Source organism: Chthoniobacterales bacterium, assembly GCA_036569045.1.
Lineage (GTDB): Bacteria > Verrucomicrobiota > Verrucomicrobiia > Chthoniobacterales > JAATET01 > JAATET01.
This window is the reverse complement of sequence record DATCRI010000007.1, coordinates 106,668-128,408: the sequence shown is the minus strand read 5'-3', so window position 1 is coordinate 128,408 and position 21,741 is coordinate 106,668. Positions and strand designations below refer to the sequence as shown.

Sequence of the window (21,741 nt, the reverse complement as noted above, 5' to 3'; positions counted from 1 at the left end):
ATGCCCGGCCCCCTCCGCTCGGGCCTCCGCGCCGAATTGAAGTGCCAATCGAAAATCCAGAATCCAAAATCCGAAATTCCCATGGACGACCCCTTCGCACTTCTCGGCCTGCCTCGCCGTCCGTGGCTGGATCCCGCCGCCGTCCGCGCTGCGTTCCAGCAGCGCTCCCGCGCCGCGCATCCCGATGCCGCCGGGGGCGACGCCGGGGTCTTTGCCGCCCTCAATGCCGCGCAGCGCGAACTCTCCGTCCCCGCCAGCCGCCTCCGCCGGCTGCTTCCCGGCGCCGTCATTCCCGCTGCCCCGCCCGATATCGAGATGGGCTTCCGCATCGGCGCCTTCCTCCGCGAGGCCGACCACGCCCTCGCCACCCACGCCGCCGCGAAGACGCCGCTCGACCGTGCCCTCGCGATCGGAACGCTCGCCAAAGCCCGCCGCGTCGCCGCCGACATCCTCGCCGCCGTCGAGGCCCACCAGGCCGAGGCGCACCGCCAGCTCCGCGCCCTCGATGCCGCGTGGCCCGACATCGCGGAAGCGGACCTCGCCGCCCTCGCCGGCGCCTTCACCTTCCTCGATCGCTGGACCGCCCAGCTCCGCGACCGCCGCGTCTCCCTCGAGATCACCGGCGGCCCCGCCGTCTGATAAATCCGCCCCTCCGCCCGGAACATCCAAAATCGAAAATCCCCAATGACTTCCGCCGCCATCCTACTCTACCCCGGCGCCGAGGAACTCGACGCCCTTGCGCCCTACGAAGTCCTCCAGGCCGCCCGCGCCCTCGGCGCCGACCTCCAGACCCGGCTCGTCACCGCCGGCGATCCCCAGCCCCTCACGCTCGCTCACGGCGCCATCATCACTCCCCACGCCCGCCTCACCGAGACCGAGCTCCTCATCGTCCCCGGCGGCGGCTGGGCCAGCGGCGCGGCCGCCGGCGCCCGCGCCGAGACCGGGAATCCCGCCACCCTCCGCCTTCTTCGGGATCTTCACCGCGAAGGCGCCCTCCTCGCCGGCGTTTGCACCGGCGCCATGCTCCTCGCCCACGCCGGCCTGCTCGAGGGCCGCCCCGCCATCACCCACCACAGCGCCATGGACGACCTCGCCGCCACCGGCGCCGTTCTCACCCCCGCCCGCGTCGTCGACGCCGGCGACATCGTCACCTGCGGCGGTGTCACCAGCGGGCTCGACCTTGCCCTCTGGCTCGTCGAACGCCTCTGCGGCGCTCCGCTCGCCATGCAGGTTGAAGGCTACCTCGAATACGAGCGCCGCGGCATCGTCTGGCGCATCGACTAACTTCCCGCCGCCTCTCGATGATCCGCGCCCCCCGACGCGCGCCGCCATCCTCACAAAGTTTGCCAACTGACGTCGTCATTCCGGTCTGGAAAGGCGGGTGAAAGGCCGGCCGGGCGGAACCGCCCCTTGTGTGAGACCGCACAGCTTGCCACGAGCACGCCCATTACTATCATCCGCCGATGAGCGAAAAGGTTTGCCCCGAGTGCGAGATGAACGAGGTGTTGGAACACGCGGAAAAATGGGAGTGCATGACCTGCGGGCACGAGTGGCCGCGCGAACCGGAGCCGGAGGCAGCCCGCGTGGTGAAAGATTCAAACGGTAATGCTCTTGCTGATGGCGACCGCGTGGTTCTTGTCAAGGATCTGCCTCTCAAAGGCTCTCAGGTTCTCAAAGGCGGGATAAAGACCGGCCCCATCCGGTTGGTCGATGGCGATCACGAGATTTCCTGCAAGATCGACGGTATCGGTGCGGTCGGGCTGAAAGCCTGCTTCGTTCGCAAGGCGTGACAGCGCACCGGTGTTTCTGACGTTAGGAAAACGATTTTTAGCGATTTGATCGTTTTCCGCCAAGTCCACCCTTCGTGGGGGCGCGGCGATTTTTCGCGCGTTGCCTGCCCGGGAATTCGAGCCCTCCCTGTGGCGAGAGAGCGTGCGCTTTTGATGGCGGAAGGCCTGGCATCGATTTTTTGAGGGCCGGGCGAGGGGGCCAAAAGGACTATTTGGTTTTATATCTCAGTCTTTTTGTCGTAAGTCTGATCGGCAGTCCCCCTGTCCGGGTCGCCAACTAATTGGCTCGTTTCTGAGCAATTGCTCGAGGAATCGGTTTGCCGGTAGGGGGCCTTGGAAATCATGAAACCTGTCTTCTGCGATCGTGAACCGGCGAGGGTGGGGTATTTCCAATCGGTGCTCGAGAATGCCGGGATCCTCTCATTCATCCGGAATCAGCACACGAACACGACGATGTCGGAGATGCCGAGCGGGCTGTTCTTTCCGGTGCTGTGCGTGGTGAACGACGACGACTTCGCCCGGGCCATCGATCTCATCCGCGAGATTCGCGACGGCACGCCGCCGGGGCGGCCGGATTGGACGTGCGAACGCTGCCACGAATCCGTTCCCGGAGGCTTCGACCTCTGCTGGAACTGCGGCACGGAACGCCGTCACGACGGGACGATCCCGGACTGAACATTCTCCCCCTTGAACATGAAGCCCTCCCGTTCCCCGCAAAGATGCGCCGGCCTGACGCTGGTGGAAGTGCTGGTGCTCCTTGCGGTCGTCGGGGTGCTCGTGTGGATGGTGATTCCTCAGACTTCCCCCAATCTCATTGGGGGACAAATGACGGGCACCCTTAACAATGCCCGTCAGCTCCAAATCGCGACCCAGATGATGGCGCTGGATACGAAGGCCGCGGACGGCAAGGGATTGGATTGGACGACGATCACAGTGAACGGGAAATCCGAGCCGGTTTCGCTGGCCGCCTATTTCCAAGCGCTCACCGAGAATAATTACCTCAGCGACTCGGACCTCCGAAAATTGCTTCGAGCTCCGGGACGTTCTCCGGGCAACGGCCCTCTCACGACGGAGACGATCCCGTTTCGCTTTTTCGTGATCGATGGAAAATCTCCCGAGAACCAGCCCTTCGTGGTGACGACGAATTGGAAGGATCGCGTGCTTACCAGCGAAATGCCTTATGGGAAAAAGGGCTTCGTGGTCTTCGGTAAAGGGGGCAGCGGCGGCATTTATCGACGCTCAGAGGACGCTTCCAGTTCCGAGATTTTTCCGACGGGTCCCAGGTATCGCTACCAGACTCTGCGATAGGCACCGTCGTCGCTCCGTGGTCGGGAAATTTGTCGGAGATGTCCCGCGAGAGCGCGGCGGTTCGTCGTAGTCTCGAGAGTCCAAAAAATCCTGCTCATGACTTCCATTCCTGTCCTTTCCGGTGGTTGCGCCTGTGGCGCGCTGCGTTACGAATCCTCCGCGGCACCCGTGATGATGCTGCATTGCCATTGCCGCGATTGTCAGCGGGCCACGGGTGGGGCGCATTCCGCGCTCGTCGTGGTGCCGGTGGCGGCATTCACCGTGCGACAGGGCGAGCCGCGGTTCCATGCCTCGCCGAGCGAGGCGGGTGGGATGACGCGTCGCGCGTTCTGCCCGGAATGCGGGGCGCCGGTCTTCGGAAAACCCGATGCGGTGCCGGACATCGTGGCCCTGCACGCCGCGAGCCTGGACGACCCTAGCAACTTCCGGGCGCAGATGGATGTGTGGACCTGCGACGCGCAATCATGGGGCGCGATGGACCCGGCTCTTCCGAAGTTCGATAAATATCCGGTGAGTGGCGGTTGAGGTTCGAGGCGGGGCGTGGGTTTTGCCCTTGGCAAGGGCGGGCTGTCGGCGGTGGGATGGGGCGCATGACGTGGAAGGAGCTCGAAGCGCTGCTGATGCGGATGGCGATGCGGTTGCGCACGGACTCGGACGGCGCGGTGATCCCGAAACTGCCGCCGCCGATCTCGGAGGAGGTGGCGGAACGGGGACAGGCGTGGCTGATCGAGTGGCTGGCCGACACGGACCGGCCCCGGCCGGGCGGCGAGGTGCAGGCGGCGGCGTTTGCCCGGGTGTATTGCGCGGCGATCTCGGCGGCCAATGCGGCGCACATCGGGATGGAACCGCTACCGAAGCTGCCGACGAGCCAGTTGCTGGAGTTCCTGCTCGTCGTCATGTGGCCGCAGCAGGCGCACCTGTGGGACGCGCACTGGGAGCTGGCCTACGGGGAGTGACGGCCCGGCCCCGGGCCTATTTCCCGGCGATTTCCACGAGCAAACGGCTCATCACGATGCTCTCGGCGAGCTGCGTGGTGACGAGGGTCTTGTTCGCACGGGCGCAGGCCAGAAACGCGGCCTCCAGCTCGGGAAGGGTGTAGCGGGCGCTGTTCGCGGCGGCGATGCCGAGCGGGTAGGCGTTCAGAGTGCCGTCCTTTTTGCGAGGCAGGTGCGCGGTGGCGCCCTCGGGCAGGCGATCGAGCGCGCCCTTGAAGAATTGCGGCTGGGCCGGCGGCTGCATCCGGTGCGTGACCATGAGGTCCTTCACGACGAGGAGGTTCCGCACCGTCGGCATGACGGCGGCGAGGAGGATGCCGACGGCCTTTTCGCCCTGCCGGAAGAGCTGGTCGAGCGTGGTGAGGCAGAGGCGGAGGTCGCGTTTGGCGAGGGCGTTGCTGAGGTCGAAGATGCCGCCGGCGCGGGTGGCGGGCACGAGCTCGCGGATTTGCTCGCCGGTGAGCGCGGTGTCGTTGCCAAAAGTAAGGGCGAGTTTTTCGATCTCGTTGTCGAGCTGGCGCGTCTCGGCGCCGACGCGGGCGGCGAGCACGGCGGCGGCGTCGGGGCTGAGGCGAAGGCCGGCGACGCGGGCGCGATCGGCGACCCAGTCGACGACGTCGGCCTCGGTGGCGCCCCAGCCGAAGTCGGGTTTGTCGTGGAGGTGGACGGTGGCGAGCTTGCCGAGCGTCTTGTAGGCGGTGCGGCGCTTGTCGGGATCGATCGCGCTGATGAGGAAGGTGATGCCCTCGGGCAGGCCTTTTTCGAGGACGGCGAGGAGCTTCTCGACGGCGGTGGTCGTCGTCTCGCTGCGGCCCATTACGCTATCGCTGAACATCGTCGCGCTTTTGAGCCAGACGAGCTTTCCGGCGCCGCCGAAGAAGGGGACAGTAAGCAGCGCCTCGATGGTGGCGTGAAGGCGGGACTGGGCCTCGTCGACCGTGGCCGCGGCGCCGTCGATCACCTCGATGCCGAAGGGATCGTCACCGGGAGCGAGCTTCGCGGCGAGGCCGGTGGCGGCTTTCTTGACCTCGGCCTCGTCACTGCCGGTGACGAAATGAATGCCGGTGTCGGCCTTGGCGGCTTTCTTCGCGGGCGGCATTAGCGGGTGGCCGGGGCGGGGCGAGGCAGGCTGAAGCCGATGCCGATCGCGGCAACGAGCGAGAGGATGGCGACGGCGCCGGTGAGGACGGTGAGCCGATCGAGCGCGCCGATGACGAGCAGCCATTCGCCGACGATGCGGGTGAGCGCGAGGAGCTTGCCGCGACCGATGGCCGGCCAGGTGAGCGGAAGATCGATGCGGAAGAATCGCCCGACTGGACCAAGCCCGAGCAGGCGGGCGGTGTCGCGGTAGTCTTCGCTCGTGCGGGTGAGCGCGATGCGCGCCGGAAGGTAGGCGAGCGGCGCGGCGGTGAGCGCGGCGGCGAGCATCCAGGGGACGAGGCGATTCGTGTCGGCCGGCGCGATGGCGGCGAAGGCATTCGCCAGCACGGGAACGGGGATAAGGACGAAAAGGAGGACGACGATGTCGAGGATGACCCAGCCGCTGGCGCTGCGCCGGGCACGCAGCAGGGCGAGCCCGATGCCGAGCATCGCCGCGACGACGTAGGCGAGGAGCGGAGGGAGGATGAGGTCGGTGGGCGAAAGCATCGACGGCGATCTTGGCGGGTCGACGCAGGAAGGGCAATCCCGCGGGCGGGGGAGGGCGAGGCTCCGGCCGAGCCAATTTTTTGAGCGAGGATCTTTGAGCGATGGCTCGGCGGGAGCCTCGCTCTCCCGGTTACCAGGGGAGATGATGAATCTCGCCCTGGTGCGGCCAAGCTTCGGCGCTGGTGGCGAGATTGGCGCGAACGGGGTTTTCGCAAACGTAGGTCCATTTCTCGGAGTAACTTTCTCCGCGGCGGAGGCGGGTGTCCCAGTGATCTGTCTGCCAGCGCCAGTCCGGGCGGCCGGAGGTGCGGCGGAACTGGCTTTTCCAGTAACGGACCCATGCGTCGAGGGATATCTCGCTGTCGGTGGGCGCGCAGAACAGATGGAGGTGATCGGGCATGAGGAGGTAACGCCCAACGCGCCAGGCCGTCGCGCCGGTCCAAATCTGGCTGAGGGATGCGTCGGCCTCCTCGCAGGCCAGCCATGGCTGGCGGCCCCTGGTGCAGACGGTGAGAAAGACGATCGTGGGTTCGCGCAGCGTGATATGCACACCATGGGCCGGATGGTGCCGCCCGATCTCGTCCATGCGTCTTGGTTACGGGAGGGCGAGGCTCCGGCCGAGCCGAAATTCTTACGGGCTGTTCTTTTATCTGCTCCTTTTGGGAGAGACGGCTCGGCGGGAGCCTCGCCCTCCCGAGTATTTGACGGGCTTCGGCGTGGTCGTGATCTTTTCGAGGCCGTTGCCGGCCTTCAGCTCGGCGATCTGGTCGCGGATGAGCGCGGCGCGTTCGTATTCGAGATTTGCGGCGGCGGTGGCCATGTCGCGCTCGAGTTCCTGCATGAGCTCGTGGAGATCGAAGTCCGGCGCGGTCTCGGCGACGATGGATTTCTCGAGGTCGCGGCTGCTCTTGAGGATGACGTGGAGGCTTTCCTGCACGGCGCGGACGACGCTTTTCGGTTCGATGCCGTGCTCCTTGTTGTAGGCGATCTGGCGGCCGCGGCGGTAGTCGGTGATCTCGATGAGCGCGCGGATGCTGCCGGTGATGACGTCGGCGAAGAGGACGACTTCGCCGTTGAGGTGACGCGCGGCGCGGCCGGCGGTCTGGATGAGGCTGGTCTGGCTGCGGAGGTAGCCTTCCTTGTCGGCATCGAGGATGCAGACGAGCGAGACCTCGGGCAGGTCGAGGCCTTCGCGGAGGAGGTTGATGCCGACGAGGACGTCGCATTCGCCGGCGCGCAGGCTGCGGAGAATTTCGACGCGCTCGATGGTGTCGATGTCGCTGTGGAGGTAGCGGACCTTCATGCCGACGTCGCGCAGGTAGTCCGACAAATCCTCGGCGGTGCGCTTCGTGAGCGTGGTGATGAGGACGCGCTCGCCGATCTCGATGCGCTGGCGGCAGCGCTCGATCGTCTCGTCGATCTGGCCCTTGAGCGGACGCACGGTGATCCTGGGGTCGAGCAGGCCGGTGGGACGAATAATCTGCTCGGCGACGAGTGGCGCGCCGGGCGTGTGGCAGTCGAACGCGGCGACGAGCTCCATCGGGTTGTATTGCCCGGCGATGCGCGCGGCCTCGACCTGCTCGGGGAAATTCTTGTCGGGGTTTGCGATGTAGCCCTTGTTGCCGACGACGCTGTTGCGGATCTCGAACGGCCCGGGCGTGGCGCTCACATAGACGATGTCGTGCGTCTTCGCCATGAACTCGTCGAAGCGCAGCGGGCGGTTGTCCATCGCGCTGGGCAGGCGGAAGCCGTGCTCGACGAGCACCGACTTGCGCGAGCGATCGCCGGCATACATGCCGCCGATCTGCGGGATCGTGGCGTGGCTCTCGTCGATGATGAGCAGGGTGTCCTCGGGCAGGAAATCCATCAGCGTGTAGGGCGTGCTGTTCGGCGGACGGCCAGTGAGGTGGCGCGAGTAGTTCTCGATGCCGTTGCAAAAGCCCATCTCCTGCATCATCTCGAGGTCGAACTCGGTGCGCATCTTGATGCGTTGCGCCTCGATGAGCTTGCCGTCGCGCTCGAACTCCATCACGCGCTGGTCGAGCTCGGTGCGGATGTTGCGCATCGCGGCGTTGAGCTTGTCGTGCGGGGTGACGAACTGCTTCGCCGGAAAGAGCGTGAGGTTCGTGAGCCGGGCGGTGACGTCGCCGGTGAGGGGATCGAACTCGCTGATGCGGTCGATCTCGTCGCCGAAGAATTCCACCCGGATCGCGCGGTCGTCGTTCTGCGCGGGATGCACCTCGACGGTGTCGCCGCGCACGCGGAACCGGCCGCGCTCGAACGCGATGTCGTTCCGCTCGTAGAGCATGTCGACGAGCTTGCCGAGGAAGGCCTCGCGCGTCATTTGGAGGCCCTCGCGGATCGTGACGAGCATCTGGAGGAAATCCTCGGGCGACGCGAGGCCGTAGATGCACGAGACGCTGGCGACGATGAGCACGTCACGCCGCGAAAGCAGCGAACTCACCGCGGAGAGGCGCAGGCGCTCGATCTCCTCGTTGATCGACGAATCCTTCTCGATGTAGGTGTCCGACCGGGGGATGTAGGCCTCGGGCTGGTAATAATCGAAGTAGCTGACGAAATACTCGACGGCGTTGCGCGGGAAGAACTGCTTGAACTCGCTGTAGAGCTGCGCGGCAAGCGTCTTGTTGTGCGACATGACGAGCGTCGGCCGGTCGAGCTCGCGAACGATGTTCGCGGCGGTGAAGGTCTTGCCCGAGCCGGTGACGCCGAGCAGCGTCTGGTGGCGATTCCCCGCGAGCAGCGAGCGGGTGAGTTTGTCGATGGCCTGGGCCTGGTCGCCCCGGGGCTGGTAGTTCGACGCGAGCTCGAAAGGCATAAGCGGTCAACATACGTGGCGACCGGTTCCGCGCAAGGCCGCGACACGGGGAACCGGCGAGACCAAAAAAATATGAACGGAGCGGGAAATGGCGTTGTCGGACGCTTCGTGAAGCATTCAACGGTGACGATTCCCTGGGAAGCAGGCCTCCACCTCCGCCCCGCCGCCCGGTTGGTGCGAGTGGCGCAGTGTTTTCGATCCACGATCTCCCTCCGGTCCGGCGGGCGGATCGCCGACGTGCGCAACATCCTCAGCGTGGTCGCGCTCTGCGCCACGATGGGCACGACGCTCGATCTCGTGACGAACGGTGACGATGAACAGGCTGCCGCCGCGGCCGTGGAGCAGGTTTTCCGGGTCTCCGACGACGGCCATCGCGATGCGGGGCCGGGTCAGCGCGCCTGAGGCGCCGGATTATCTGGTCGTCGCCGCGGCGCATTCGGCCTGGAGCTCGTCGAGGAGCTGCCGCTTGCGGCGGGCATCTTCGACCGCGAGGAGTTCGCGCCTGATCCGAGACCCGGCGGCCTGCCTGAAGATCGCGTGCGCGCGAGGGGTCGGTTGCAATCCGGCATTGCGATGAGACGCCAAGTCGTGAAAAGTTTCGCGGTCATCACCTTATGAATCTCCGCCTGTTGTCTCCCGAGCTGCTGCCCATTCACGAGAAGGTGGCGTCGGGTGAACGCATCTCCGACGCGGATGCGACCGTGCTCTACGAGAGCCACGACGTGAACGGCATCGGCGCGATCGCGAACATCATTCGCGAGCGCAAGAACGGGAATGTCGCGACCTACATTCACAATCGCTACATCAACTACTCGAACGTCTGCATCCTCTCGTGCCAGTTTTGCGCATTCGGCGCGAAGAAGCGCGAGGCGCATGCCTTCGAGCTGGCGATCCCCGAGATCGAGGCCAACGTGAAGGAAGGTCTCGCCGAAGGCATCACCGAGATTCACATGGTCGGCGGCCTGCATCCCACGCTGCCCGGCGAGTGGTATCTCGAGTTGCTGCGCGCGCTGAAGGCGCTCGACCCCGCGCTGCACATCAAGGCGTTCACCGCCGTGGAAATTCGCCATCTCGCCGAGCGCGTCTTCAAGCTTTCGATCCGCGAAACGCTCGAGTTGCTGCGCGAGAACGGCCTCGGCGCCATCACCGGCGGCGGCGCGGAGATCTTCGATCCGGAGATTCGCGACCAGATCTGCCGCGGCAAGGAAACCGCCGACGAATGGGCCGAGGTGCATCGCACCTGGCATCAGATGGGCGGAAAAAGCACGTGCACGATGCTCTACGGCCACATCGAGCAGACGCGGCATCGCGTCGATCACCTGCGGCGCCTGCGCGAACTGCAGGACGAGACCGGCGGCTTCACGGCGTTCGTTCCGTTTGCGTTCGAGCCGGACGGCGCCCGTCCCTCGCTGAAGGACATCCCGCACGCGACGGGCTTCGAGGAGCTGCGCAACCTCGCGGTGAGCCGCATCTACCTCGATAATTTTCCGCACATCACGGCGTATTGGATCAGCCTCGGACTGCCGCTCGCGCAGCTCGCGCTGAACTACGGCGTGGACGATCTGCACGGCACGATCCGCGAGGAGAAGATCTTTCACATGGCCGGCGCGACGACGCCGCAGCTGCAGACGATCTACGCGATGGAGAAGGCGATTCGCGAGGCCGGGCGCGAGCCGATGCAGCGGAATACGTTCTACGAGCGCCTGCCTTCGCCGACGGAGTTGCAGGCGGCGTGAGCGACGCTTTTGCCGGTCGCCGGATCGGCTCGGTGCCCTATCTCAACGCGCGACCGCTCATTGCCGGTCTCGAGGATCGCGTCTCGCTCGATCTCCCGTCGCGTCTCGCCGAGCGCTTCGCCGCGGGTGAGCTGGATGCCGCGCTCGTGCCGGTCTACGAGGCGGTGGAGCGGCCGTCTGCGACGATTGCCGACGGCATCGCCATCGCCGCGTGCGGTGCGGTTTTCAGCGTCTACGTCGCTCATCGGGGACCGCTCACGGCCCAGGAAACGATCGCGCTCGACCCCGCCTCCCACACGTCGAATCACCTGCTGCAATGCCTGCTTGCCGAGTTTTATGACTTCGAGCCCGCTTATCTCGACGCTCCGGCGGACGAACTCGGCGCCCGCTTGCTCATCGGGGACGCCGCGGTGAAGTTCCGGCAGACGCACGCCGCGGACGGCTGGGAGTTCTTCGATCTCGGCGCGGAGTGGATGCGTTGCACCGGTCTGCCTTTCGTTTTTGCGTGCTGGGTTTTCCGGCCGGAACTGCCTGCTGCCGCCGCGCTCGCGGACGCGTTGCGGGATACGAAGGTTCGCGGGCTCGCCGAGCGGGAGCGCATCGCGGCGGAGTATCCCGACCCGGCCTTCGTGCGCCGGTATCTTTCCGAGTTCATTCGCTTCGATCTGGGCGCCGAGGAGAAGCAGGCGATCGCGCTCTTCGCGACGCTCCTGCGCAAGCATGGTTTCGTGAACGTGAGCGGCGAAGCCGATCTGCGCTACGTCTGACTGGCTCTTCGAGTCAGGCCCGAACGACTTTGGCGGTGAGCATTCCGAGCGGCGCCGGCCAATGCCGGAAGGCCCGCAGGGCGAGCGAAGTGAGGCGCGGATGCTCGCCGGCGAAGCGGGCGAGGCGGTTCACCCAAAGCCGGCCGCGATACATGGCAGCGTGGTCGCGGCGATAGCGGGCCGCCGCGTCGCCGCCGGCCAGGACCGCGCTGGCCGCGAGTTCGCCCGAGCGCATCGCGTAGGAGATGCCTTCGCCGGTGAAGGGCTCGACGACGCGCGCGGCATCGCCCAGCAGAAACAGGCCGTCCGCGGCGATCGGGAATCCGTCGCGACGGGTGAGCGGAGCAATCGTGCGCCATTCGAGCGGCCCGAATTCCCGCTCGGCGCGGGCGCGCACGGCGGCGAGATTCTTGGGGCGCGCGACGAGGCAGACATTGATCTCGTCGGCGCTCACGCGGGCGGTGCCGCCGTAGCCCCCGGGATGAAAGAGCATCCGCACGGCATCGCCGTGCCAGTCCGGACGCACGGTGTGGCCCTGGATCGCGGTGCGCTCGCGCCGGGCTGCGGGCAGCCGGTCGGTGAGGCGGGCGACGGTGGAATTCCGGCCGTCGGCGGCGAAGAGGAATGGCGCGACGAATTCCTCACCGTTGGCTTCCACGCGCCAGCCGGGGGCCACGCGAGTGACGGCCATGTCGTCGCGAAATTCCGCGCCGAGCTCGATCGCGCGGGCCACGAGCAAAGCGTCGAGATCCCGACGCTTTACCACGATTTCCGCGCCGGGCGGGATGGGAAACGAAACGGGGCGCACGCCGATGCCGTGGAAGCTGACCTCGCGGGCGGCGACATGCGGCAGCGCGAGCAGACGTTCGCGAAGCTCGAGGCGGTCCAGAATCGGCAGCGCCGAGGGGTTCAGGCAATCGCCGCAGACCTTGTCACGAGGGAAGCGCGATTTCTCGAGCAGGAGAACGCGGCTTCCGGCGCGTGCCAGCGCCGCGGCGCAGACCGATCCCGCGGGGCCGGCGCCGACGATGATCGCGTCGTAGCGGTTGTTCACACGAAGGTCTCGGCAATGGCGTCGGCCACCATTTTTCCGGAGCGCGTGAGCACCCAGCGGTCGCCGTGGGCCTCGAGATAGCCCGCGTCGCGGAGCCGGAGAACTTCGGCGGAGTTCTCGTCGATGCCGACGTTCGTGCGCAGGGCGAAGGCGAGCTGCTCGGCGCGACGCGTGCGGGCATCGACGCGCTCGCGGTAGTCGGCGGCATCCGTGCCGGCGTCGATCCGGGCCACGTAATCGGAGGTGTCGCTCACGTTCTTCCAGCGGCTCTCACCGACGGTCGAGAAGGCGCTCGGGCCGAGACCGACGTAGTCCGCGGCGGTCCAGTAGGCGAGGTTGTGCCGGCATTCGCGACCGGGTTTCGCGTGATTCGAGATCTCGTATTGGGCGTAACCGGCGGCGCCGAGGAGGTCCATCGTGAGCTCGAAGAGATCGGCGTCGAGGCCCTCGTCGGGACGCATTTCGCCGCGCTGGAGGCGGAGGAAAAAATCGGTGTCCTCCTCGTAGGTGAGGCAGTAGGCGGAGATATGGTCGGGCTCGAGGGCGAGGGTGCGCTCGAGTGAGGCGCGCCAGCTTTCGCGGGACTGGCCGGGCACGCCGAAGATGAGGTCGAGGTTGACGTTAGGCACGCCGGCCTCGCGGAGGATGCGATACGAACGCTCGGCCTGCGCGGCGGTGTGCACCCGGCCGAGAATCTTCAACTCGCCGTCGTGCCAGGATTGCACGCCCATGCTGATGCGATTGACGCCAAGGTCGAGCAGCGCGCGGGCCTTTTCGTGCGAGACAGTGGCCGGGTTCATCTCGAGGGTCCATTCGGTGACCGCGGAGAAATCGAGGCGCTCGCGGAGGCCGGCGAGCAGGTATTCGAGCTGGGAGGTGCTGAGCGCGCTGGGCGTGCCGCCGCCGAAGAAAATCGTGCGGGGCTGGAGGGTGGCGGCGTGGCTCTCCGCCTCGAGGAGCATTGCGTCGAGGAAGGCGCGCGTCTTGTTCCGGTCACTCGCCTCCTTGTAGAAGCTGCAATACGGGCACACCTTCGGGCAGAAGGGAATATGCGCGTAGAGGTGCTCGATCACGGCGGCAGGGTCGTCCATCCGGAAACGCCGCGCAATGGCATTCGCGCCGGTTTGACAGCTCCCGTGGCTCCGTCGACACTCTGCGCCGTGATCCGTCGTTTCGTCTTTCTGTTCGCGCTCTGGCCGCTGGTTGTGGGGGCGCAGCTGGCGGAGGAGACGCCCGTAGCGCGGGCGATTGCCGCCCGGTCGCAGGTATATTACGCGGCGGATCCGCGGGCGCTCACGAACGGCTTCACCCCCACGCCGGCGGTCGTGCAGAAGATGGTGGACGATGTGGTGATGGCGGTGACGAAGCGATCCTCGGTCGCGGCGGCGTGGCTGGCGCTGGTGAAGCCGACGGACGTCGTGGGCATCAAGGTCGCGGCGGCGCCGGGCGCGATGAGCGGGACGCATCCGGCGGTCGTGCGGGCGGTGGCGCGCGGATTGCAGGCGGCGGGGGTGCGACCGGATCGCATCATCGTGTGGGACCGGAACATCGAGGACCTGCGCGCGGCGGGGTTTTCGGAACGCGATCCGGATTTTCGCGTGGAGGGGATCGATCCTTCGACGGGCTACGACCGGCAGGCGATGCTGACGGCGCCGGTGCTGGGAAGATTGATCTGGGGTGACAGCAAGTTCGGTGAGAAAAAGGGCACGCGCATGGAGGATATTCTTTCGAGGGGCGATCAGCTGAGCAGCACGAGCTTTTTTGCGACGGTGCTGAGCCAGCGGGTGACGAAGGTCATCAATCTGCCGTCGCTGTGCGACAGCTTCATGTGCGGGTTGAACGGCGCGCTGGCAAACATGACGCTGTGGAATGTGGACAACTGGCGACGATTCATTCGCGAGCCGGATCACGGGAATCCCTACGTCGGCGAGATCTACAAGGACGCGATGGTGCGGGACAAGGTGGTGCTGACGATCATGGACGGGCTGGCGCTGCAGTTCGCCGGCGGGCCGTTTCCGAATCCCAATTTCACGCGGCAGAATTTCACGATCTATGCGAGCATCGATCCGGTGGCGATCGATGCGACGGCCCTGCGGCTGATCGACGAGTATCGCGGGCCGAACAAGCTGCCGCCGGCGGCGCCGGTCGCCGCCCATGTCGAGACGGCGTCCGCGATGGGGCTGGGAAATTTTCTCGAGCCGGAGATCGATCTGATCCGGGTGGGGGCGGACACGCCCGGGATGCGCTGATGAACTGGAAGCTTCTGCGGGATGTTTCGCGGTCGTTTTACATCACGATTCGCGTGCTGCCGCCGGCGGTGCGCGAGCCGATTGCCCTCGGTTATCTGCTGGCGCGAGCCTCGGATAGCATTGCGGATACGTCCGGGGCCGAGGTGGAGCGGCGGGTGGAAGCGCTTCAGCAGCTGCGCCATGGCGACATCGCCCACCATGCGCTGAGCGCGCTGGTGAAGCATCAGGAGAAACCGGCGGAGGCGGAGTTGTTGCGTCGGCTGCCGGAGCTGCTCGATGCGCTGGAGGAATCGCGGGCGCAGGAGCGGCTGTGGGGCGTGTGGAACCATATCCTGCACGGGCAGCTTTTCGACCTCGTGCGCTTTCCGGAATCGGCGGAGCCTTTGAACGGGGACGAGCTCGAGGAATACACGTTCCTGGTGGCCGGGAGCGTCGGTGAATTCTGGACGCGGCTGTGCGCGGACCTGCTGCCGGATTTCACGCATCGACCGATCGAGGAGCTGGTGGCGCTCGGGGTGGCCTACGGCAAGGGCCTGCAGCTCGTGAACATCCTGCGCGACCGGCTGGCGGATGCGGCGATTGGGCGCGTTTACGTGCCGGACGCGGACTTCATCGACGTGAAGCGACGGGCCCGCGTGGGCCTCGAGAGCGGCCTGCAATGGGCCGCAGCCGTGGAGAACGGGCGGGTGCGCTTCGCGAGTCTGCCGCCGGCGCGGATCGGTCTCGAGACGCTGTCGCGCATCGAGATCGACTCGGGGCCGGTGAAGGTTTCGCGCGGAGACGTGCGCCGGGTGCTCCTGCTCGCTTTGCCCGCGCTGTGGCGGCGGTAGATCAGTCCTCGTTCTCGAGCTCGGTGTCGAGTTCCTCGGCGCGGGCAAGCTTCGTGATCGCATTCGCAATGGCCTCGACCGCGGGCTCGTCCATCATTTCCGGGCCACTGCATGGCACCTGATAGAACTGCGCGTCGCGGCAGGTGGCCGTCCAGCCGATCTCGACAACGCGGAAGGGCGGGAAATTCTGCTCGGGCACGAAGATGTGGGCGGCAAGGGCGGACGCCGGCGGGGAGTATTTGCGCGCGGCCTCTTCGTTGACGCGAGAGATCGGGCTCTCCGACGTGCGGCGGCGGCGCGGGGTTTCCTCGGTCTTGCGGCCGAGGAGCGAGGCGAGCGAGCGCTTCCAGCCGCCGGCGAGGAATGCGGCGGCGGAGTTCGTGGCGGGGGGCTCGGTGGCGAGACCGACGAGCAACGGGACGCTCGCGCCGGCGGCGCTGAGCTGGCGGGCCATCTCGAAGGCGACAAGGCCGCCGAAGCCGTAACCGAGCAGGCGATAAGGGCCGGTGGCATCGAAAACGCGGAGCGCCTCGACGTAGGCGCGGGCCATTTCCTCGACGGTGGCATGGCTGGCATCGGGATCGGCGAGGCCGCGGGCCGTGATCGCGTAGCAGGGCTGGTCTTCCCCGAGCTGGGCGACGAGCGGCGCGTAGCCCTTCGAGGTGCCGTCGAAATCGTGAATGAAAACGAGGGGCGGGAGTTTGCCCGAGGCGCGGAGCGGCTGGATCGGCGTCCAGGCGCTGACCGGAGCGGCGGCAGCGGGAGTGCCGGCGGCGCGGCCACGGCCACGGACGTTACGCAGGAGCGAGCGGACGGAGAAGCCCGTCGTGAAATCGGCCAGTTCGACACGGGGTTCGTCGCGCAAGACGGCTTCGAAGAGAAGTTTCGCGACCTGGGGTTTCGTGCGGCCGTCGGTGAGGATTTCGTCGAGTTCGATGCGGCGGCCGCCGAGGGCGCGGGAGATGGCCTGACGCACGCGTTCCTCGGCCTCGGTGCCCTTGCGCGCGGCGGGGGTAGCGACGTCGTCGGGCAGTTGCTCGACGAGGGCGGCGACGTCGAGATTGCCGGCGTCGTCGAGCGGGAATCGAGGCAGCGCGCGGATGCGGCGCGGAGCGGCGGGCAGGCGTGCCGTAAGCCATTCGCGCAGGTCGTGCGGTTCGCCGCGCTCGGAATCGCGGGGAACAATCCACAGGCACCATTCCTGGCGGGCGGCGATGAGGCGTTGCTCGACATGGGCATCGAGCACGCCGGGGTGCGTGATCGCGACGTGGCGGATGGTCTCCGCCGCGCCCTGGCCGATGGGGCCGACGACGAGTTCCTGCAACGCGGTGCGGTCGTAGAAAATGCCCTCGGGTGAAACAAAGGCCTCGATGCCGAGCGTGGCGGGCTTGTCCGGCGATCTGGCGGGTGCGACCTCGACCGTGCCGGCGAGGCCGAGCGGAAGGGCGAGACCGTGGCGATCCACGATGCGGGCGACGGCGGCCGGCGTGGGCCGGCCAAGGCTGCAGGCGGCGAGAGAATCCTCCGCGGACCAGTCGGAGCCGAGACCGAGGCCGCCGGTGACCGATGACGTGACCCGGTGCAGCCAGTGCGTGGAGCCCGCGACGGCGCGCCAGGCGAGCACGGCATTCGGTGCGGCAAGGCTGCCGGTGGTGGCGGCGAGTCGGAGCGACGCGGGCACCGTGAGGGACAGCTCGGTGAGGTAATGCGTCCACTGCGTCCAGAAAGCGACGGGGATCGTGAGCGCGGTGATGTTCTTCTCCTGCACGAATTCCTGGAATGCGGTGCGGGTGGGCCAGCGGTCGCCGGAGCGCAGGACGAGCGTCGCGCCGCTCAGGAGCGAGGCGAGCGTTTCCTCGACGGCGGGGAAGGTGCCGGTGGGAGCGAACTGCAGCACGCGGTCGGCGGGCTCGAGGGCGAGCAACCCGGCGAGGCTTTGGAGGGCGCGGGCGAGAACTTCGTGCGTGAAGGTGTGGGGCTTGCCGTCGACGAGGGCGACGAGCGCCTGCGGATCGGCCTTCGCGTCGGTCTGGACGCCGCGGGCCTTTTCGTTCGAGAGCGCGCCGGCGTCGGCGATCATCTGCACGACGGGCTTCGGACGCGCCTCGCCTTCGGGCAATGCATCGACGATCCATGCATCGACGTCGGCCTCGCCGGTCTCGGGGCTCAGCGGCACGATCACACCGCCGGCCTTGAGCGCGCCGAGCAGGGCGACGACCCAGCGCGGGGAGCGGGGCATGGCCACGCCGATGCGAGCGCCGGCCTGCACGCCCCGCTTGCGAAGAAGCCGGGCGACCTGGTTCGCGGAGTTGTTGAGCTGCGCGAAGGTGAGGGTCTCTTCGTCCATCTCGACGGCGATCGCGTCGGGGCTCTCGGCGGCGGCGTCGGCAAAAGTTTCGTGGATGCCCTGGACAATGACGAGAGAGCGGAACGCGCCGGGGACGTCGGGCGTCTCGACCTCGGCGGGCGTGCCGGGGAGGGCGAGGGTGGCAAGCTCGAGTCTGGGATCGGCGACGAAGGCTGCGAGGGTGCCGAGGAAGGCGTCGAAAAGCGTGCGGGCGGCGGCGTCGGAGAGCAGGGCGGAATCGTAATCCAGCGCGACCTCGGGGCGATCGGAGGCGACGACGCGGAGCGCCAGCGGTGGCGCGGTTTTCTGGAAAAGCTGGGTATCGGCGGCCATCCAGCGCGGCACCTCGAGCTGGAGGCGGTCGTTGAGCGTGTGCTCGCGGAAGATGTAGGCGGAGACGAGGGTGTCGGCGGGCGGGAGCGGAAGCTCGGAAATCTCGGCGAAGGCGTGAACGAGGTCGCGGGCGGTGGCGTGGGATTCGACCGGGCGGCGGCGGAGCGTGAAAGTCTCGAAGCGGCCGAGGCCCTCGGGCGGGCGCGAGGTTTCGAGCAGGAGAGCTTCGTCGGAAGACGTGGCGCGGGCGAGAACGAAGGCCCAGGCGGAGCCGAAGAGCGCGGAGAGACTGCCGCCGAGCTTCTTCGCGGCGGCGACGAATTCCCGACGCTCGGGGCGCTCGAAGGTTTGCGAAACGGAGCGGCGGGTGCCGGCGGTGATCGCCGGATCTGGCAGGGGAAGGACGATGAGCGGGCGCGGCGGAACGAAGTCCTCGGGCGTGGCGAGTTCGGCTTCGGCCTCCGCGGATTCGGCAGACGATTCGAATTCCGGAGCGTCCGCGCCGGTGCGCAGGCAATCGTAGGCGTGCAGCCAGCGGTGCAGAGCGGCGGAGATGGAGTCGTTGTCGAGCAGTGCGGCGTGGAAGGACCACAGCGCGTGGCCGTGGCCGTTCGGCAGGACGATGAAGGTGATGCGGCAGGTGGGCTCCTCGCCGACGGCGATGGGCGTGGCGGCATCGGTCTGGACAAGCGTCTGCCACTCGGCGCCGAGGTCGGCGGGGGCGCCGGTCTGCCAGTTGCGTTCGTTCCAGACAAAGGCGGGATTCGCGGTATCGGTGACTCCGCCGGCGGCGTCGAACTTCCGCCGGAGGGCCGGATGGGCCTGGGCGATCAGCTCCCAGGCGGCACGGAGCGCGCCGGCCTCGATGGTCTCTCCGAAACTGATCGAGACCTGGGAGGTGTGGAATGGAGAGCCGGCGGGCTGTCTCGAAATCTCGAGATGGCGACGCACCGGCACGAGGGAATCGCGCATGATGGAAGAGTTCTAGAAGCCGGCGTCCGTGACCGCGCCCTGCGAGGCGGTGGTGACGTGCGAGGCATATTTGGCGAGCACGCCGCGACGGTAGCGCGGCTTGGGTTTTTTCCACGCGGCAAGGCGGGCTTTGATCTCCGCGGCCGGGATGTCGAGCGTGAGCTCGTGGGAGATGGCGTCGATGGTGATCGGGTCGCCATTCTTCACGATGGCGAGCGGGCCGCCTTCGAAGGCCTCGGGCGTGATGTGGCCGACGACGAAGCCGTGCGTGCCGCCCGAGAAGCGGCCGTCGGTGATGAGGGCGACGGATTTGCCGAGGCCCGCGCCCATGACGGCGCTGGTGGGCGAAAGCATCTCGCGCATGCCGGGACCGCCGCGCGGCCCTTCGTAGCGGATGACGATGACGTTGCCGGCCTTGATCTTGCCTTCGAGCACGGCGGCGAGCGCCTTTTCCTCGGACTCGAAAACGCGGGCGGTGCCGCTGAATTTCTCGCCTTCCTTGCCGCTGATCTTGGCCACGGCGCCCTCGGGAGCGAGGTTGCCGCGCAGGACGACGAGGTGGCTTTCCTTTTTGATCGGCTTGCTGAGCGGCAGGATGATGTCCTGGCCTTTCGGGTAGCGTTTGAAGGGAGCGAGGTTCTGCTTGAGCGTCTTGCCGGTGACGGTGAGGCAGTCGCCGTGGAGCAGGCCGGCGCCGAGGAGTTCCTTCATGAGCGGAACGATGCCGCCGATCTCGACGAGCTGGCTCATCAGGTATTTGCCGCTCGGCTTGAGGTCTGCGAGCACGGGGACGCGTTTGCCGATGCGCGTGAAATCGTCGAGCGAGAGCTTCACGTTCGCGGAGTGCGCGATGGCGAGTAGGTGGAGGACGGCGTTCGTCGATCCGCCGAGGGCGATGACGGTCGTGATGGCGTTCTCGAAGGCCTCCTTGCAGAAAATGTCGGAGGGCTTGATGCCGCGGCGGAGCATTTCGATGACGGCGGCGCCGGCGTTGCGGCAGTCGTCCTTCTTGTGCTGCGAGACGGCGGCCTGCGCGGAGCTGTTCGGCAGGCTGAAGCCCATGGCCTCGATCGCGGAGGCCATCGTGTTTGCCGTATACATGCCGCCGCAGGAGCCCGGGCCGGGGATCGCGCAGCTCTCGACCGCATGCGCCTCGCCGTCGGTGATCTTGCCCGCGGCCTGCTGGCCGACGGCTTCGAAGACCGAGACGACGTCGAGGTTGCGGCCGTTGAGACAGCCGGGAAGAATCGTGCCGCCGTAGACGAACACTGCGGGGCGGTTCAGGCGGGCGATGCCGATCATGCAGCCGGGCATGTTCTTGTCGCAGCCGCCGATGGCGACGAAGCCGTCGTAGCCCTGGCAGCCGACGACGGTCTCGATCGAGTCGGCGATGACTTCGCGAGACACGAGCGAGTATTTCATGCCCTCGGTGCCCATCGAGATGCCGTCGGAGATCGTGATGGTGTTGAAGATCGTGGCCTTGCCCTTCGCGGCGTCGATGCCCATGGCGGCCTCGCGGGCCAGGAGATCGATGTGCATGTTGCAAGGCGTGACCATGCTCCAGGTGGAGGCGACGGCGATCTGCGGCTTGTCGAAGTCCTTGTCGGTAAATCCGACGGGGTAGAGCATGGCGCGACTGGGCGCGCGGTGCGGCCCGTCGAGGACGATCGAGGAGTGCGGGCGCATGTTGGCGGCGGGTGCTTTCGACTTCATAGAAAGGTGTAGGGGTTGCGAAATTAGCGCCTCCTTGAGGGGAGGGGAAGCGCTGGATTGCCGAACGAAATTATTGGCTGAGCTGCCCGGCCCGCTCGCGAACGGTGGAAATCGCGGTGTCGAGATCGGCGCGCTGCTGGTCGCTGAGATTGGGGGCCTTCGCGGCGAGCTCGAGCTGCTCCAGGGCGGGACGGGGCAGGCCCTGGTGCGCAAAGCATTGGCCAAGATAAACGCGGTAGTCGCCGGTCGGGAGATTCTGTTTCTCGGCGAGGGCGATGAGCCGCTCGAGGGAATCCTGCTCGGCGCTGTAGGCGTGGGCCGCGCTCGCGAGACGGGCGTGGAGGAAGAGGACGTTCATGTCGTCGGCCGGAGCGCGGGATTTCAACTCCGTGGCAACAGCCCAGGCCTGATCCGCGGCACCCGCGGCGGTGAACGTGCGGGCGGCGATCTCGAGCGCGCCGAGGTCGTGGGGATTCAATGCGAGGGCCTGCTGGACCTGTTTGAGGGCCGGCTGGTAATCCTTCCGCGTCAGGGCGAGGGCGGCGGCCGCAACATGCACGATGGGCTCCTTCGGCGCGGTATCCAGCGCGGCGGCAGAATAGGCCTTCGCAGCGGCGACTTCATCGACGGCCTGCAGCATGAGCGCCATTCGCGCGAGATACGCGCCGCGATCGGCGTCGGAAAGATCACGCGCCACCGATCCGGGCGGCGGCGGGGTGTAGGCCGCCGGCGTTCCTCGCACGAAAAGCGCGCCCCAGTTGTCCACGCGCACGAGGCGGAAGTCCGGCGACGTCACGAGGTGGCTGAGAAGCGGCTGGAACTCTCCCGCGGGGCCAGCGAGCAGCACGGCGTCGAAGCGATCGGCGCGATCGAGGCGGCGCCAGGTCGAAGGCGACTGGAGCGCGGCGGCATCGTCGGGACGCTCCGGCGCGAAGGCGAGGGACTGGCCGGCGAGCAGGGCCTTTGCGCGAGCGTTGGCAAAGATGCGCTCGAGCTTCTGCGGCGCGGCTTCCTTCGCGAGTTCGATCGGCGAGGCAAGACGGGCATCCACGGGCGGCGACGGCCGGCAGCCGACGAGGCCGGCGGCGAACGCGATGGGCAGAAAAAAGGAGCGAACCAGACGCATGGGGATGCGCACGGTAAGGTCGCATGCGAGAAATATCA

General features: G+C 67.1%; 21 protein-coding genes. 12 read left to right on the top strand and 9 right to left on the bottom strand.

Translation table 11 applies throughout. The features are described 5' to 3' along the window. The first annotated feature begins 81 nt into the window (after positions 1–81). The 7 genes from VIM61_01535 (at position 82) to VIM61_01505 (ending at position 4,054) form a co-directional block, all read left to right on the top strand. A complete protein-coding gene (locus tag VIM61_01535; protein ID HEY8899085.1) occupies positions 82–639 on the top strand; it encodes a hypothetical protein in 558 nt (185 codons plus the stop codon). Positions 640–684: 45 nt separating this feature from the next. Further along, on the top strand, positions 685–1,284 hold the full coding sequence (locus VIM61_01530; GenBank protein HEY8899084.1) for a DJ-1/PfpI family protein: 600 nt from the start codon (positions 685–687) through the stop codon (positions 1,282–1,284). 179 nt (positions 1,285–1,463) lie between these two features. Then, on the top strand, positions 1,464–1,790 hold the full coding sequence (locus VIM61_01525) for a zinc ribbon domain-containing protein YjdM (GenBank protein HEY8899083.1): 327 nt from the start codon (positions 1,464–1,466) through the stop codon (positions 1,788–1,790). Positions 1,791–2,132: 342 nt separating this feature from the next. Next, positions 2,133–2,465, top strand: coding sequence for a DUF2007 domain-containing protein (locus VIM61_01520; protein HEY8899082.1), 333 nt, complete (start codon positions 2,133–2,135; stop codon positions 2,463–2,465). An 18-nt stretch (positions 2,466–2,483) separates the two neighbouring features. After that, positions 2,484–3,098: a hypothetical protein gene (locus VIM61_01515; GenBank protein ID HEY8899081.1), complete on the top strand. Its 615-nt coding sequence runs from the start codon at positions 2,484–2,486 to the stop codon at positions 3,096–3,098. 96 nt (positions 3,099–3,194) lie between these two features. Continuing rightward, positions 3,195–3,623 carry a GFA family protein gene (locus VIM61_01510; protein ID HEY8899080.1) on the top strand — a complete coding sequence of 143 codons (429 nt, stop codon included), beginning with the start codon at positions 3,195–3,197 and terminating at the stop codon, positions 3,621–3,623. Between the two features lie 65 nt (positions 3,624–3,688). Beyond that, positions 3,689–4,054, top strand: a complete 366-nt coding sequence (locus VIM61_01505) for a hypothetical protein (GenBank protein HEY8899079.1) — start codon at positions 3,689–3,691, stop codon at positions 4,052–4,054. A gap of 16 nt (positions 4,055–4,070) precedes the next feature. Here VIM61_01505 and holA read toward each other — a convergent pair whose 3' ends face one another. From holA to uvrB, 4 genes are all read right to left on the bottom strand, one after another. Then, positions 4,071–5,192 carry a DNA polymerase III subunit delta gene (gene holA / locus VIM61_01500; protein HEY8899078.1) on the bottom strand — a complete coding sequence of 374 codons (1,122 nt, stop codon included), beginning with the start codon at positions 5,190–5,192 and terminating at the stop codon, positions 4,071–4,073. Next, positions 5,192–5,740, bottom strand: coding sequence for an ABC transporter permease (locus VIM61_01495; GenBank protein ID HEY8899077.1), 549 nt, complete (start codon positions 5,738–5,740; stop codon positions 5,192–5,194). The genes holA and VIM61_01495 overlap by 1 nt, the downstream gene beginning before the upstream one ends. A gap of 130 nt (positions 5,741–5,870) precedes the next feature. Next, positions 5,871–6,326, bottom strand: a complete 456-nt coding sequence (locus tag VIM61_01490) for a hypothetical protein (protein HEY8899076.1) — start codon at positions 6,324–6,326, stop codon at positions 5,871–5,873. Between the two features lie 60 nt (positions 6,327–6,386). Next, entirely contained in the window at positions 6,387–8,576 is a 2,190-nt protein-coding gene (gene uvrB, locus VIM61_01485) for an excinuclease ABC subunit UvrB (GenBank protein HEY8899075.1), read from the bottom strand. Positions 8,577–8,648: 72 nt separating this feature from the next. On the opposite strand from uvrB, the gene VIM61_01480 reads away from it, so the two are divergent. The 3 genes from VIM61_01480 to VIM61_01470 all read left to right on the top strand — a co-directional run bounded on the left by VIM61_01480 (position 8,649) and on the right by VIM61_01470 (position 11,079). Then, positions 8,649–8,978: an HPr family phosphocarrier protein gene (locus tag VIM61_01480; protein ID HEY8899074.1), complete on the top strand. Its 330-nt coding sequence runs from the start codon at positions 8,649–8,651 to the stop codon at positions 8,976–8,978. A gap of 212 nt (positions 8,979–9,190) precedes the next feature. Further along, positions 9,191–10,312 (top strand): aminofutalosine synthase MqnE, encoded by a 1,122-nt coding sequence (mqnE, locus tag VIM61_01475; protein ID HEY8899073.1) that lies wholly within the window; start codon positions 9,191–9,193, stop codon positions 10,310–10,312. Next, complete coding sequence (locus tag VIM61_01470; protein ID HEY8899072.1) at positions 10,309–11,079, top strand: menaquinone biosynthesis protein; 771 nt, start codon at positions 10,309–10,311, stop codon at positions 11,077–11,079. Before mqnE ends, VIM61_01470 begins: the two co-directional genes overlap by 4 nt. A gap of 13 nt (positions 11,080–11,092) precedes the next feature. On the opposite strand, the gene VIM61_01465 is transcribed toward VIM61_01470, so the two are convergent. Then, entirely contained in the window at positions 11,093–12,133 is a 1,041-nt protein-coding gene (locus VIM61_01465) for an FAD-dependent monooxygenase (protein HEY8899071.1), read from the bottom strand. Beyond that, positions 12,130–13,224: a radical SAM family heme chaperone HemW gene (hemW, locus tag VIM61_01460; GenBank protein ID HEY8899070.1), complete on the bottom strand. Its 1,095-nt coding sequence runs from the start codon at positions 13,222–13,224 to the stop codon at positions 12,130–12,132. Before hemW ends, VIM61_01465 begins: the two co-directional genes overlap by 4 nt. 69 nt (positions 13,225–13,293) lie before the next feature. Between hemW and VIM61_01455 the strand changes: the two genes are divergently transcribed. Beyond that, on the top strand, positions 13,294–14,382 hold the full coding sequence (locus VIM61_01455) for a DUF362 domain-containing protein (protein ID HEY8899069.1): 1,089 nt from the start codon (positions 13,294–13,296) through the stop codon (positions 14,380–14,382). Beyond that, a complete protein-coding gene (locus VIM61_01450) occupies positions 14,382–15,212 on the top strand; it encodes a squalene/phytoene synthase family protein (GenBank protein HEY8899068.1) in 831 nt (276 codons plus the stop codon). The genes VIM61_01455 and VIM61_01450 overlap by 1 nt, the downstream gene beginning before the upstream one ends. A 1-nt stretch (position 15,213) precedes the next feature. On the opposite strand, the gene VIM61_01445 is transcribed toward VIM61_01450, so the two are convergent. The 3 genes from VIM61_01445 to VIM61_01435 all read right to left on the bottom strand — a co-directional run bounded on the left by VIM61_01445 (position 15,214) and on the right by VIM61_01435 (position 21,703). Next, positions 15,214–18,864 (bottom strand): AMP-binding protein, encoded by a 3,651-nt coding sequence (locus VIM61_01445; GenBank protein ID HEY8899067.1) that lies wholly within the window; start codon positions 18,862–18,864, stop codon positions 15,214–15,216. A gap of 12 nt (positions 18,865–18,876) precedes the next feature. Continuing rightward, entirely contained in the window at positions 18,877–20,577 is a 1,701-nt protein-coding gene (gene ilvD / locus VIM61_01440; protein HEY8899066.1) for a dihydroxy-acid dehydratase, read from the bottom strand. A gap of 70 nt (positions 20,578–20,647) precedes the next feature. Then, positions 20,648–21,703, bottom strand: coding sequence for a hypothetical protein (locus VIM61_01435; protein HEY8899065.1), 1,056 nt, complete (start codon positions 21,701–21,703; stop codon positions 20,648–20,650). Positions 21,704–21,741 lie beyond the last annotated feature (38 nt).